At 54.8% G+C, this 13,545-nt stretch carries 12 protein-coding genes and 1 other RNA gene; 5 read left to right on the top strand and 8 right to left on the bottom strand.

Annotation, left to right across the window (positions count from 1 at the left end; genetic code table 11):
* Positions 1 to 119: 119 nt before the first annotated feature.
* The 3 genes from WFN75_RS17315 (at position 120) to WFN75_RS17325 (ending at position 2,039) form a co-directional block, all read left to right on the top strand.
* Positions 120 to 512, top strand: coding sequence for a DoxX family protein (locus tag WFN75_RS17315; protein ID WP_040073926.1), 393 nt, complete (start codon positions 120 to 122; stop codon positions 510 to 512).
* Positions 513 to 580: 68 nt separating this feature from the next.
* Positions 581 to 1,567, top strand: a complete 987-nt coding sequence (locus WFN75_RS17320; protein WP_336996587.1) for a glutathione S-transferase family protein — start codon at positions 581 to 583, stop codon at positions 1,565 to 1,567.
* A 106-nt stretch (positions 1,568 to 1,673) separates the two neighbouring features.
* Positions 1,674 to 2,039 (top strand): DUF805 domain-containing protein, encoded by a 366-nt coding sequence (locus WFN75_RS17325; protein ID WP_046885802.1) that lies wholly within the window; start codon positions 1,674 to 1,676, stop codon positions 2,037 to 2,039.
* A gap of 37 nt (positions 2,040 to 2,076) precedes the next feature.
* On the opposite strand, the gene WFN75_RS17330 is transcribed toward WFN75_RS17325, so the two are convergent.
* Positions 2,077 to 2,973, bottom strand: a complete 897-nt coding sequence (locus WFN75_RS17330) for a LysR family transcriptional regulator (protein ID WP_040073923.1) — start codon at positions 2,971 to 2,973, stop codon at positions 2,077 to 2,079.
* 105 nt (positions 2,974 to 3,078) lie between these two features.
* Here WFN75_RS17330 and WFN75_RS17335 point away from each other — a divergent pair, with 105 nt between their 5' ends.
* Positions 3,079 to 3,780: a pirin family protein gene (locus WFN75_RS17335; RefSeq protein ID WP_046885801.1), complete on the top strand. Its 702-nt coding sequence runs from the start codon at positions 3,079 to 3,081 to the stop codon at positions 3,778 to 3,780.
* A gap of 49 nt (positions 3,781 to 3,829) precedes the next feature.
* Here WFN75_RS17335 and WFN75_RS17340 read toward each other — a convergent pair whose 3' ends face one another.
* The 7 genes from WFN75_RS17340 to garP form a co-directional block, all read right to left on the bottom strand.
* Entirely contained in the window at positions 3,830 to 5,131 is a 1,302-nt protein-coding gene (locus tag WFN75_RS17340) for an L-cysteine desulfidase family protein (protein ID WP_336996588.1), read from the bottom strand.
* A gap of 20 nt (positions 5,132 to 5,151) precedes the next feature.
* The gene (locus tag WFN75_RS17345) at positions 5,152 to 6,483 is read right to left on the bottom strand and encodes an amino acid permease (protein ID WP_046885800.1); all 1,332 of its coding nucleotides are present in this window, start codon (positions 6,481 to 6,483) and stop codon (positions 5,152 to 5,154) included.
* Positions 6,484 to 6,805: 322 nt separating this feature from the next.
* An RNA gene (rnpB, locus tag WFN75_RS17350) (RNase P RNA component class A) lies at positions 6,806 to 7,183 on the bottom strand.
* A gap of 32 nt (positions 7,184 to 7,215) precedes the next feature.
* Positions 7,216 to 8,361, bottom strand: a complete 1,146-nt coding sequence (garK, locus tag WFN75_RS17355) for a glycerate 2-kinase (RefSeq protein ID WP_212476736.1) — start codon at positions 8,359 to 8,361, stop codon at positions 7,216 to 7,218.
* Positions 8,362 to 8,421: 60 nt separating this feature from the next.
* Positions 8,422 to 9,312, bottom strand: a complete 891-nt coding sequence (gene garR / locus WFN75_RS17360; protein ID WP_336996589.1) for a 2-hydroxy-3-oxopropionate reductase — start codon at positions 9,310 to 9,312, stop codon at positions 8,422 to 8,424.
* Positions 9,313 to 9,343: 31 nt separating this feature from the next.
* Positions 9,344 to 10,114, bottom strand: coding sequence for a 2-dehydro-3-deoxyglucarate aldolase (garL, locus tag WFN75_RS17365; RefSeq protein ID WP_336996590.1), 771 nt, complete (start codon positions 10,112 to 10,114; stop codon positions 9,344 to 9,346).
* 15 nt (positions 10,115 to 10,129) lie between these two features.
* Positions 10,130 to 11,464, bottom strand: a complete 1,335-nt coding sequence (gene garP, locus WFN75_RS17370) for a galactarate/glucarate/glycerate transporter GarP (protein ID WP_040073917.1) — start codon at positions 11,462 to 11,464, stop codon at positions 10,130 to 10,132.
* A gap of 410 nt (positions 11,465 to 11,874) precedes the next feature.
* Between garP and garD the strand changes: the two genes are divergently transcribed.
* A complete protein-coding gene (gene garD / locus WFN75_RS17375; protein ID WP_040073916.1) occupies positions 11,875 to 13,446 on the top strand; it encodes a galactarate dehydratase in 1,572 nt (523 codons plus the stop codon).
* Positions 13,447 to 13,545: the final 99 nt, after the last annotated feature.

Below are 13,545 nucleotides of genomic sequence, written 5' to 3' on the forward strand. Positions count from 1 at the left end.
GCTAACAATTGCCAATCGCCCCATTTAATATCCTCTCCATCGACAGCAAATGCGCGGCAGGTGCCCGGATTTGCGGAAAAATAAAAATCAACAGCCCTTGTGGTTTCGTGGAGAGTAAAATGAAAAAATTAGAAGATGTTGGTGTACTGGTTGCGCGTATTCTGATGCCGATTCTGTTTATTACAGCAGGCTGGGGCAAAATCACCGGTTACGCAGGAACGCAACAGTATATGGAAGCCATGGGCGTACCGGGGTTCCTGCTGCCTCTGACCATCCTGCTTGAGTTTGGCGGCGGCCTGGCAATTCTGTTCGGTTTCCTGACCCGTACCACCGCGCTGTTCACCGCAGGCTTTACTCTGCTGACGGCATTCATCTTCCACAGTAATTTTGCAGAAGGCGTGAACTCTCTAATGTTCATGAAAAACCTGACTATCGCAGGCGGTTTCCTGCTGCTGGGTATCACCGGTCCAGGCGCATTCAGCATCGACCGTGTGCTGAATAAAAAGTGGTAAGCCGATTACCCGAGTAAACTTGAAGCGAGGAGATATCTCCTCGCTTTGGCTATCTGAAGGAGGAAAAAATGGGACAACTTGTTGACGGCGTCTGGCAGGATACCTGGTACGACACCAAATCTACCGGAGGACGTTTTAAGCGTTCTGTTTCTGCCTTCCGCAACTGGCTCACCGCCGACGGCTCCGCCGGCCCGAGCGGTGAAGGCGGCTTCGCGGCGGAGAAAGACCGTTATCATCTCTACGTTTCACTCGCCTGTCCGTGGGCGCATCGCACACTGATTGTCCGCACGCTGAAAGGGCTGGAATCGCTGATCCCCGTTTCGGTCGTTAACCCGCTGATGCTGGAAAACGGCTGGACCTTCGACAAGGATTTCCCGGCCGCCACGGGCGATGACCTCTATCACCACGATTTTCTCTATCAGCTCTACCTGCGCGCCGATCCGCATTACACTGGACGCGTCACCGTTCCGGTACTGTGGGATAAGAAAAACCAGACCATCGTCAGCAATGAATCGGCTGAAATTATCCGCATGTTCAATACCGCTTTTGATGCTCACGGCGCGCGGGCGGGCGATTATTATCCCACTGAACTGCGGGAAAAAATTGATGAGCTGAATAGCTGGATTTACGACAACGTCAATAACGGTGTTTACAAGGCCGGGTTTGCCACCAGCCAGGAAGCTTATGACGAGGCGGTCGAGAAAGTCTTTGAGTCGCTGGAGCGCATTGAGCAGATCCTTGGCCAGCATCGCTACCTCACCGGCGATCGGCTGACAGAAGCCGATATTCGTCTGTGGACAACGCTGGTACGTTTCGATCCGGTCTATGTCACCCACTTCAAATGCGATAAGCATCGCATCAGCGATTATCTGAACCTGTATGGTTTCCTGCGCGACATCTACCAGATGCCGGGGATTGCCGAAACGGTCGATTTTAACCACATCCGCACCCACTATTACCGCAGCCATAAAACCATCAACCCAACGGGTATTATCTCCATTGGTCCATGGCAGGATCTGAACGAACCGCATGGCCGTGACGCCCGTTTCGGCTAAATATTCAGGGCATCAATTGATGCCCTTTTTTTATTCACAATCTCCGTCTATTCTTACCTCGATCGCTTAGAAAACAAGTGATTGACTGATTATTGAGGCAAGATATATGGACTGGTATCTCAAAGTACTGCGCAACTACATTGGATTTGGTGGCCGCGCCCGCCGCAAAGAGTACTGGATGTTTGTTCTGGTGAACTTCATCCTTATCCTCGTGCTGGGCATCCTCGATAAAATGCTCGGCTGGGAGCGCGCCGGGGGCGAAGGGGTGCTGACGACGATTTATGGTCTGCTGGTTCTGCTGCCGTCCTGGGCCGTTCTGTTCCGGCGCCTGCACGACACTGACCGATCGGCGTGGTGGCTGTTGCTGGTGCTTATTCCTATCGTCGGCTGGCTAATTATTCTGATCTTCAACTGCCAGGCTGGCACGCCGGGTGAAAACCGTTTCGGGCCGGATCCTAAACGGCAAGCCTGATACCTTGCCCGGCGGCATTGCGCCACCGGGCATGCACTTATTTGACGGTAAACAGCTTCTGGATCTCGCGCAGGCACCAGGATTTGGCCTCGCCCATGCTGTCCCGACGCCACGCCATAATGATATCCACTTCGCTGGTGTACTCCGGGCTGACCACGCGCAGGCGCCCTTCAGCAATATCTTTTTCCACAAACGGATAAGGCATAGTGGCGACGCCCAGCCCGGCCAACAGCGCCTGGCGTTTATCTTCCAGCGTACTGACGGTGAGACGCGGCTGCTTATCCAGCAGCTGCACGGTCAGTACCGGACGTTCACGGGCGGTATCGGCCACCGCCACACCACGGTACTTCACGCGGGTAACTTCTGAGAGCGGCTCGGGCTCGTCATGAATCGGATGATCCGGGGCAGCAACATAGACATTCATTACGCTATAGAGCTTACGGGAGTTGATCTCAGACGAGGATCGGAAGTGCATGTCCGGCGCAATGACAATATCCGCCCTGCCCGTTTCAAGACGCTCCCACGCCCCTGCCAGCACCTCGGTGATAATCGACAGCTGCGTATTGGCTTTATCCGCCAGTCTTTCTACCAGCGGGAAGAGCGCGTGCGTCGGGACGAGTGCTTCTGTTACCAGAGTGAGATGAGTCTCCCAGCCGCGAGCCAGAGCCTCTGCATCGGTAGTGAGTTTATCAGCCGCCTCCAGCAGTACACGCCCGCGCTCAAGCAACATGCGGCCAACATTGGTGAATTTTGTTCGATGACCGGAGCGGTCAAATAACACCACATCCAGCTCTTCTTCCAGCTTCTGCATGGTGTAACTCAGGGCTGACGGCACGCGCCCCAGCTCGTCTGCAGCCGCAGCAAAGCTGCCACGTCTGTCAATCGCGTCCATGACGCGCAGCGCTTCAAGCGTCAGTGCTCTCTCTTTAGCCATAACGTTATCATTCAGGAAATTTGAACATAGTGGGCAGAATATCTGGCTAACAATGCAGCGTCCATACCTTTACCATTGTTTTAGTGTAAAGAGAGGTCAAGCATTATGATTACTACAAGAACTGCAAAGCAGTGTGGACAAGCCGACTTCGGTTGGTTACAGGCCCGCTATACCTTTTCCTTTGGACACTACTTTGACCCGAAACTGTTGGGCTACGCCTCACTGCGCGTGCTGAATCAGGAAGTGCTTGCACCAGGCGCCTCCTTCCAGCCACGTACCTATCCTAAAGTGGATATCCTTAATGTGATTCTGGAAGGCGAAGCCGAGTACCGCGACAGCGAAGGCAATCATGTCCAGGCGAAGGCCGGTGAAGCGCTGTTGATTGCCACCCAACCAGGCACAAGTTATAGCGAGCATAATCTCAGCAAAGACAAAACGCTGACCCGCCTGCAGCTGTGGCTGGACGCATGCCCGGAGCGTGAAAATGCACCGGTTCAGAAGATGGTATTGCAGGACGGTAAGCAGCAACTGCTCGCTTCGCCGGACGGCAGCCAGGGTAGCCTGCAACTGCGCCAGCAGATTTGGCTGCATCATATTGAGCTGAAGAAAGGCGAGGAGCTTAGCTTCCAGCTGCATGGCCCGCGCGCCTATCTGCAGTCGATTCACGGCACGGTACATGCCGTCACGCATGCGCAAGGGAAAGAAGCGCTGACCTGTGGTGACGGGGCGTTTATTCGTGATGAAGCGAATATTACCCTGGTCGCCGATTCACCGCTGCGGGCATTGCTGATTGATTTGCCGGTGTGACGATAATCCTTGCTGACCCTCTCAGAAAGAGAGGGTCAGGGGAAAGGCGTTACACTTTGCTCATCATAATCTCAATGATCTGCTTATCCGTGGCCTGCATTGAGCGGCATGCCAGTGCGCACAGATTTGCGATCGACTGTTCCACATCCTGCGCAACTATCCCTTCATTGCCAGTCACGGCAGACTCCTCCAGTGCCATCATCACCGCTTTCCAGGCACTGGATACGCTGGTAGAGACCTTCATGGCGCAGCTGTTCGCCGCCCCGTCACAGATGATGCCACTGACATCCCCGATCATACTGCCAATCGCCATCGCCATCGTCTGGTAGTTGCCGCCCATCAACCAGGCCATGCCTGCTGCTGCCCCCATTGCTGCCGTCGTGGCGGCACACAGTGCCGACAATCGCGGAAGCTGGTTATGGATGTAGATGGCCACCAGATGAGATAGCATTAACGCCCGTGCCAGCATGTTCTCATCGGCCTGAACATATTCAGCAACGACCACGACCGGCATAGTGGCAGCGATCCCCTGGTTGCCAGAGCCTGAGTTACTCATCGCCGGCAGTGTCGCTCCGCCCATGCGTGCGTCCGAGGCGGCGCTGGTGCGAATAACAATCTCCGACGCAAGATCCTGCGCCATCCAGCCACGCTCGCGCTGTTTTTGCAGCGTAGCGCCGATATGGAGACCCCATTTCCCGCTCAGCCCCTCGCGGGAAAGCGCATCGTTGAGCCGGGCGGCCTCCAGGATGAAGCGGATATCCGCAAAGGGAACGTGCCCGGCAAACTCAAAGATCTGCGACAGCGTAGCCGTGGAAAGTACAGCCAGGGGATCACCGTCGTTGTGCTCTATCTTCTCATTGCGATGAAAACATGTTTTTCCGCCGCAGGTAATCTCGATCACACGCGTATGTTCACCGGCAATGGTCACCGAGGCTGACTCATCCTCTGCATAGACGCAGGCGCGGGAATAGAGGATCTCATCGCACGGCACCTGCAAGTTTATCTGTACTTTACCGGCATCCAGCAATGCTTTAGCCCTGGTGAGCGCCTCGGCTGAGGCCTCTTTGAGCACTTCCAGCCCGCCCTGCGGATTGCCCCCCAGCGCCCCCAGCGCCGCGGCAACAGGCAGCCCGACCATCCCGGTTCCTGGTACCGTTACCCCCAGCCCGTTTTTCATCAGATTTGGCGATACCCACGCTTCAATGTGCGTTACCGGCTTCGTGAGTTGCCCGGCGGCAATAGCGCAGGCCAGTGCCAGAGAGATGGGTTCGGTACATCCAAGGGCAGGTTTTACTTCCGCCCGGACAGCGCGAATAAAAGGGTTCCATAAAGGATTCGTGAACTCAGACATCTTAACCACCTAAATGATCCTCAGGAGAAGGCGAGGAAAGGAGAAACGCAAAGCAGCACGCCGGTAATAATAATGATCATCAGCGATACGCCTTTGTATTTATGCAGTGCGGGGACTTTATAGACCAGCCAGGCGGGAATTAAGCACCCCACCATGCCAAAGATAGGACTGCAAATAGAGGTGAAGCTCAGTACCGGCGCATTTAAGACAATGGCGCTCCAGGCCAGTAAAATGGCGAAAAGCATGATGCCGCGCTGTACCAGGGATTCATTAATTTTTTCTGCCGGCATCCTGCGGCGCAGAATATTCATCACGATGCCCTGTGTGGCTTCGCGAAAGCCGAGATACACACCGAAGAACGCGGTCATAACGGCAAAAATATTGAGGATGACGCTGACAATTTTGACCCAGCTCGCCCCCTCGCCGCTAATAAATTGTGCCGCAATCGCCAGCGCGGAAATATTCTGTTCATACGCTTTTACCGCATCGTCATGCCCCATCGCCAGCGTGAAAGAGACCGCGTAAAAGAAGACCGTGACAAACAGAATGCCGAAGGCGATATTCATCGCCCGCAGCGCTTTATAGCGCGCGACTTCTACCGACTTTTCTCGCGAGCGATAAGAGATCACCATCGGGCTTAACGTCTGAATAAAAAGAATCGAAGTGAGCGTAAAGGGCAGCGTGATAATGGCGTTTTTAATCAGCAGTCCGACGGGCGGCAGCATACCCACGTTGGCTAAGTGCCAGAGCCCAATCATCGACAGCCCCAGCGCCGCGACGACAAACAGCTTTGTAAGCACCATCAGGCTTGAAACCTTAAATAAGAGCTTTTCACCGCGCGATGAGATCGCCACCAAAATACAGATCAGCAGCAAGCCGTAGAAGGGATTTTCCGAAAGCAGGCCGTCGGTAATGCCAAAGGTGTGTAAATAAGAGGCGCTGTCATTGGTGATCGCGGTGGAGTAGACAAACATCCAGATCACCAGCATCACGAAATAGAGCGCGCCCAATAAAATCCCCCAGTTCTTGCCCAGGTAGCCGCTAATAACGCTCGGATAATCTTTGCATTCTGGTGATTCCGCCAGCGTATTAATAAAGAGACGCTGGAAGAGATACATCGCCGGATAACCGATTATCGAGGAGAGCAGGAATACCCACAGGCCCATTAATCCCACCTGGACCGGGAGAAAAACTATTCCCGCACCTATCGCCATGCCGATACTCATAATGATCCAACCGGTATCGGTACTGTCGAATTTAATGGCTTCTTGCCATTCACTTTCACGCATTCCCGCTCGCATTGCCGCAGGGGAATCCGTGACCATCACGCTGCTATTTTTCGCCGTATCCATAAGGCTCTCGCTTATTGTGTAGGGTATAGAGTTCTCATTTTTGGGTCTGTGCTCATCAGCGATAATGAGCCAGAGATGTGCAGGCGCGAATTATTGGAATGGGGAAAATCATACCCGCAGGTGAAGAGAAAAAAGTCACAATATTAATAAGGCTTTTCGAAAATTAGAGCAAAAATTGCTCCTGATTGTGTGACTAACGGAATGATTTTCTTGGTATTAGCGTTGCACGTTAAAAAACATGCCAAAGCAAAAACCCCGCCGAGGCGGGGTTTTCTTGAAGTATAAAAGCAAAAAACCCCGCCGTAGCGGGGTTTTATTGAAGAGTTGAAGCTGACCGATAAGCCGGGTTCTGTCGTTGGACAGTCATTCATCTAGGCCAGCAATCGCTCACTGGCTCAAGCAGCCTACCCGGGTTCAGTACGGGCCGTACCATGTGAACCCCTATTTGGCCTTGCTCCGGGTGGAGTTTACCGTGCCACGGACTGTTACCAGCCGCGCGGTGCGCTCTTACCGCACCCTTTCACCCTTACCTGATCCCACTTGCGCGGGCCATCGGCGGTTTGCTCTCTGTTGCACTGGTCGTGGGTTTCCCCCCCAGGCGTTACCTGGCACCCTGCCCTATGGAGCCCGGACTTTCCTCCCCTCCGCCCGTCTCCCCCGAAAGGGACGACGACGAAGCGGCGACTGTCTGGTCAGCTTCGGCGCGAAGTATAGAGGGTTTGCGCCCCGCTGTCACCCTCGCGTGTGCATCCCCACCCTTAAGGTGGCGGCAACATTGCGCGAAGCGCGATAAATATTATCCGATGCGTTACGGAAGGCCTCTTCCAGCGTCCCAATACTGTTCAGCACGCTGAATACGGCATCGATACCATACTGATGCACCACCGCTACGTCGCGGGTCAGACTGCCGGCGATACCAATCACCGGTTTATGATATTTTTTGGCTACGCTTGCCACGCCCACCGGCACTTTGCCGTGAATACTCTGGCTGTCGAGGCGCCCTTCCCCTGTGACTACCAGCGTACAATCGTGGATATGTTCTTCCAGATGCAGGGCCTGGGTGACAATTTCGATACCGCTACGCAGTTCCGCACCAAGGAAGGCGGTCAGCGCCGCGCCCATACCGCCTGCCGCGCCGGCACCTGGCATATTTTTCACGTCGATACGCAGCGATGCTTTAATCACGTCGGCGAAGTGCCCAAGATTGGTATCCAGCTCGACAATCATCGCCTCCGTCGCCCCTTTCTGTGGGCCGAAAATCCTCGAGGCGCCCGTCTCCCCCACCAGCGGGTTGGTCACGTCACAGGCCACGCGAATAGCGCAATGCTTCAGGCGCGGGTCGAGGCCGCTGGTATCAATATGATTCAGCGCCACCAGGCTTCCGCCGCCATAACCAATGTCGGTGCCATTAGCATCCACCAGCCGGGCCCCCAGTGCCTGGACCATGCCCGCGCCGCCGTCGTTAGTGGCACTGCCACCGATGCCAATAATGATATTACGCGCCCCTTTATCCAGCGCAGCGAGGATCAGCTCCCCGGTGCCGCGAGAGGTGGTTGTTAAGGGGTTACGTTGTGCCGGAGGCACCAGCGCGAGGCCGCTGGCCGCCGCCATCTCGATAAAAGCCGTGGTGCCATCGCCAGAGATACCCCAGCAGGCATTCACCGTTTCACCCAGTGGCCCGGTGACGGCAGCATGCTGTAGCGCGCCGTTTGTGGCGGCGATCATCGCTTCGACCGTGCCTTCGCCGCCGTCGGCAACCGGAACAGAGACATATTCTGCGTCGGGGAAAATTTCCCGAAATCCTTTTTCTATTGCCTGCGCTACCTCGGTAGCGGAGAGACTTTCTTTGTAAGAGTCAGGGGCAATTACGATTTTCATAGTTATAGCCTGTTACCGCTCGAGGCAGAAATACCGGGCGCGTCCCCGCGCCCTTCTTCGTTAGCGCGTGATTTCCACTTTCGCCAGTTTTTCGTAATAGCATGCAATTGCGCTGTGATCCGCCGTGCCCAGTCCATCTGCACGCAGCGCCTGCATCATCTCCATAACCGCTGCGGTGAGCGGCAGCTGCGCCCCTACGCCATGAGAGGTATCCAGCGCGTTCGCCAGATCTTTGATATGCAGATCGATACGGAAGCCAGGCTTGAAGTTACGATCCATCACCATAGGTGCCTTCGCATCCAGCACGGTACTGCCCGCCAGGCCGCCACGAATTGCCTGATAGACCAGGTCCGGGTTAACACCTGCTTTGGTTGCCAGGCTCAGCGCTTCGGACATCGCGGCGATGTTCAGCGCGACGATCACCTGGTTCGCCAGCTTGGTCACGTTACCGGCACCGATTTCGCCGGTATGAACCACGGAGCCTGCCATCGCTTTCATCAGGTCATAATATTTGTCGAAGATCGCTTTATCGCCGCCCACCATCACGGACAGGGTGCCGTCGATCGCTTTCGGTTCACCGCCGCTGACCGGCGCATCCAGCATATCTACGCCTTTCGCCTTCAGCGCTTCGCTGATTTCGCGGCTCGCCAGCGGGGCGATAGAACTCATATCAATGACCACCAGGCCCGGCTTCGCCCCTTCAATAATGCCGCCTTCACCCAGCGCCACCTCTTTTACGTGCGGGGAGTTTGGCAGCATCGTGATAATCACTTCGCACTGCTCTGCAATGGCTTTCGCAGAGGCGGCTGTTTCTGCCCCGGCGGCAATCACATCCGCAATAGCGTCGGGATTACGGTCAGCAACCACCAGTGAGTAACCTGCTTTGATGAGGTTTTTACTCATTGGTTTACCCATGATACCCAGGCCAATAAAACCAACTTTCATCGTCATAATTGCGTCTCTCTCTTTCTCTCAGTGGTGATTATTTTTTAAAGGAATCCGCTAATTTCTGCGTGGCGGAACGGAATACGCCCAGGTCACTGCCTACGGCGACAAAGGTTGCGCCCCACTCCAGATAGCGACGGGCATCAGCCTCAACCGGCGCCAAAATGCCGCACGGCTTACCGTGTGCCTTGGCGCGGGCAAAAATATCCTGAATAGCACGCTGTACGTCCGGGTGGTTGGCATTACCCAGGTGACCAAAAGCGGCGGCCAGATCGCTTGGCCCGACAAAGATACCGTCTACACCGTCGGTGGCGGCGATAGCGTCCAGGTTATCCACCCCCTGCTGGCTTTCAATCTGTACCAGGATGGTGATGTTTTTGTTGGACTGCGCTAAGTAGTCCGGCACGGTGCCAAACATGTTGGCGCGATGAGAAACCGATACGCCACGGATCCCCTCCGGCGGGTAACGGGTAGAGGCCACCGCCTGCACCGCCTCTTCTTCGCTCTCCACAAACGGAATCAGGAAGTTGTAAAACCCGATATCCAGTAGGCGCTTGATGATCACAGGCTCGTTGGTCGGCACGCGCACGACCGGTGCACTGTGGCTTCCCTTCAGCGCCATCAGCTGAGGAATAAAGGTGGTGATATCGTTCGGGGCATGTTCGCCGTCCAGTACCAGCCAGTCGAAACCTGCCAGGCCCAGCACTTCGGTGCTGATGGGGCTCGCCAGGGCAGACCAGCAGCCGATTTGGATCTCTTTTGCCGCCAGCGCAGCTTTGAATTTGTTCGGGAAGATATCGTTACTCATCGCTTATACCTTTGCTTATTTCTGCAATTCCATACGTTTGATGTCGCCTACCACGAACAGGTAGCAGACCATCGCCATCAGCGCCGAACAGCCTACGAAGACCAGCGCCGCGTTAAACGAATGCAGCTCACTTACCAGATAGCCAATCACCAGCGGAGTGACGATTGACGCTACGTTACCGAATACGTTGAATACCCCACCGCACAGGCCGACAATCTCTTTCGGCGCGGTATCGGAGATAACGGGCCAGCCCAGCGCGCCAAAGCCTTTTCCAAAGAATGCCAGCGCCATCAGCATCACCACCAGCGTGGTGTTATTGGTGTAGTTACACAGAATGATGGTCGAGGCCAGCAGCATCCCGAGCACGATAGGTAATTTACGTGCCAGCGTCAGTGACATACCGCGTTTAATCAGGTGATCCGAGAACACACCGCCCAGAACACCACCGGCAAAACCACACAGCGCAGGGATGGAGGCGACCAGGCCCACCTTCAGAATCGACATCCCCTTCTCCTGCACCAGGTAGATAGGGAACCAGGTGAGGAAGAACCAGGTAATGGTGTTGATAAAGTATTGACCAAAAAAGACGCCCAGCATCATGCGGTTAGTCAATAACTGCTTGATATAATGCAGCTTTGGACCATTCGCTGCTTTGTCGCCGGGCTTTTTGTGATCCATATCGACCACGGCGCCATTCTCAGAGATGAATTTCAGCTCTTCAGCAGACATGCGCGGATGGTCGGTCGGGTTGTGAATGAACTTCACCCACATGCCGGTCAGCACAAAGCCAATGACACCCATAACGGTAAAGACATGTTCCCAGCCCCAGGCAAAGGTCAACCAGCCCAGCAGCGGGGAGAACAGCGCCAGCGAGAAGTACTGCGCAGAGTTAAAGATCGCCGATGCGGTGCCACGCTCTTTGGTCGGGAACCAGGCAGCCACGATACGGGCGTTTGCCGGGAAGGAGGGCGCTTCCGAGAAGCCGAGCATAAAGCGCATGAAGAACATCGACACACCGGCCCAGGCCAGCGGGAACATATCGACAAAGCCCTGCAGGAAGGTAAACAGGGACCAGAAGAACAGACTGTAGGTATAGACTTTTTTGGAGCCAAACTTATCCAGCAGCCAGCCGCCCGGGATCTGCATCAGCAGATAAGCCCAGCCGAATGCGGAGAAGATGTATCCCATCGACACGGCACTTAACTGCAGCTCCTTTGCCACTTCCGTCCCGGCAATCGATAAGGTCGCGCGGTCAGCGTAGTTAACCGCAGTCACAATAAAAATAATCAGCAATATTAAATGGCGGGTATGAATACCCTTTTTCGTTTCTACAGCAGTATCCAGGCTCATATATAATTCCTCGGGCACATCGCTATACTTTTTATTATTTTAAGAAGAAGTTTCCCTGGTTATTTTAGACAGCAGGTAATATCAATTAATTAACCAGATACAATGAAATCGAGAATAAGTATAAACATCAGACTCAACCTGCACATTGTGTTAAAGCTCAATTATCACGCCAATAACGAATAATATCTTGAGCATATGCACAACACCCTGGGCGCTGATGCACAGATTTACGCATAAGCCGCCAGTCGCGGCGCTCTCTCTCCCCGATGAGTGATCATGATCACATTTTTATTCCCGGAGTCCTGACATTCTTTATTCAACAAGACCGAGACTTTATTTCTGACAATAAGAAAATAAGCATCCTCTTATCGACTTTTAATATCTAAAACTTCGCTGGAGAATACTGAACAATGGCCGACATCGAAATTCGTCAAGAGTCGCCGACGGCGTTTTATATAAAGGTGCATGACACCGATAACGTGGCGATTATTGTTAACGATTATGGGTTAAAAGCAGGAACCCGCTTCCCGGACGGACTGGAGCTGATTGAGCATATCCCGCAGGGACATAAGGTGGCGCTGGTGGATATCCCGGCGAAAGGCGAAATTGTTCGTTACGGTGAAGTTATTGGCTACGCGGTGCGTGCTATTCCACAGGGCAGCTGGATCGATGAATCACTGGTCGAACTGCCAAAAGCTCCACCGCTGAATACCCTGCCGCTGGCGACCCGCGTGCCGGAGCCGCTGCCGCCGCTCGAAGGCTACACCTTTGAAGGCTACCGCAACGCAGACGGCAGCGTAGGTACAAAAAATCTGCTCGGCATTAGCACCAGCGTACACTGCGTGGCAGGCGTGGTGGATTATGTGGTGAAAATCATTGAGCGTGATCTCCTGCCTAAATACCCGAACGTCGACGGCGTGGTAGGACTTAACCACCTGTACGGCTGCGGCGTGGCGATCAACGCCCCGGCGGCCATCGTCCCCATCCGGACGATTCATAACATCGCCCTGAACCCCAACTTCGGCGGCGAGGTGATGGTCATCGGGCTCGGCTGTGAAAAACTGCAGCCAGAAAAACTGCTGATGGGCACCGAAGATGTGCAGGCTATTCCGGTGGATGACGCCAGTATCGTGCGTCTGCAGGACGAGCAGCACGTAGGCTTCCGTTCGATGGTCGACGACATTTTACAGGTGGCCGAACGCCATCTGGCGAAACTTAATCAACGCCAGCGTGAAACCTGTCCGGCTTCCGAGCTGGTTGTGGGTACCCAGTGCGGCGGCAGCGATGCGTTTTCAGGCGTGACCGCGAACCCGGCGGTCGGCTACGCCTCGGACCTGTTTGTACGCTGCGGCGCCACGGTAATGTTCTCTGAGGTCACGGAAGTGCGTGACGCAATCCATCTGCTGACCCCGCGCGCCGTCAATGAAGAGGTGGGTAAACGTCTGCTGGAAGAGATGGCCTGGTACGACAACTATCTTGATATGGGTAAAACCGACCGCAGCGCTAACCCCTCTCCGGGCAACAAAAAGGGCGGCCTGGCAAACGTGGTGGAGAAAGCCCTCGGCTCGATTGCCAAATCTGGCCAGAGCGCCATTGTGGAAGTGTTGTCCCCGGGTCAGCGCCCAACCAAACGTGGCCTGATCTACGCGGCGACCCCGGCGAGCGACTTCGTCTGCGGCACCCAGCAGGTGGCCTCCGGTATCACCGTACAGGTATTCACCACCGGACGCGGCACCCCGTACGGCCTGATGGCGGTTCCGGTGATCAAGATGGCCACCCGCACCGAGTTAGCAAACCGCTGGTTTGACTTAATGGATATCAACGCTGGCACCATCGCCACCGGTGAAGAGAGCATTGAGGATGTGGGCTGGAAACTGTTCCACTTTATTCTGGATGTGGCGAGCGGCCGTAAGAAAACCTTCTCTGACCAGTGGGGCTTGCACAATCAACTGGCGGTGTTTAACCCGGCGCCGGTTACCTGAGTTGGCAGTAAACCTTGCTTAGCATGGCTTCAGCCATGCTTTTTTTATTCTGCATTCAGCGCAGGATGCCGGCCGAAGGTGTCTGCCGTTAAGCGATCT

This window comes from Leclercia sp. UBA7405 (assembly GCF_037152215.1).
Classification (GTDB): Bacteria; Pseudomonadota; Gammaproteobacteria; order Enterobacterales; family Enterobacteriaceae; genus Enterobacter; species Enterobacter pneumoniae.

Bases quoted from the DNA above. Each gene is read 5' to 3' on its own strand.
- garD (WP_040073916.1), top strand. From the start codon at position 11,875: ATGGCCGACATCGAAATTCGTCAAGAGTCGCCGACGGCGTTTTATATA.
- garK (WP_212476736.1), bottom strand. From the start codon at position 8,361: ATGAAAATCGTAATTGCCCCTGACTCTTACAAAGAAAGTCTCTCCGCT.
- garR (WP_336996589.1), bottom strand. From the start codon at position 9,312: ATGACGATGAAAGTTGGTTTTATTGGCCTGGGTATCATGGGTAAACCA.
- WFN75_RS17330 (WP_040073923.1), bottom strand. From the start codon at position 2,973: ATGGCTAAAGAGAGAGCACTGACGCTTGAAGCGCTGCGCGTCATGGAC.
- WFN75_RS17335 (WP_046885801.1), top strand. From the start codon at position 3,079: ATGATTACTACAAGAACTGCAAAGCAGTGTGGACAAGCCGACTTCGGT.
- WFN75_RS17340 (WP_336996588.1), bottom strand. From the start codon at position 5,131: ATGTCTGAGTTCACGAATCCTTTATGGAACCCTTTTATTCGCGCTGTC.
- WFN75_RS17345 (WP_046885800.1), bottom strand. From the start codon at position 6,483: ATGGATACGGCGAAAAATAGCAGCGTGATGGTCACGGATTCCCCTGCG.
- garP (WP_040073917.1), bottom strand. From the start codon at position 11,464: ATGAGCCTGGATACTGCTGTAGAAACGAAAAAGGGTATTCATACCCGC.
- WFN75_RS17315 (WP_040073926.1), top strand. From the start codon at position 120: ATGAAAAAATTAGAAGATGTTGGTGTACTGGTTGCGCGTATTCTGATG.
- WFN75_RS17320 (WP_336996587.1), top strand. From the start codon at position 581: ATGGGACAACTTGTTGACGGCGTCTGGCAGGATACCTGGTACGACACC.
- garL (WP_336996590.1), bottom strand. From the start codon at position 10,114: ATGAGTAACGATATCTTCCCGAACAAATTCAAAGCTGCGCTGGCGGCA.
- WFN75_RS17325 (WP_046885802.1), top strand. From the start codon at position 1,674: ATGGACTGGTATCTCAAAGTACTGCGCAACTACATTGGATTTGGTGGC.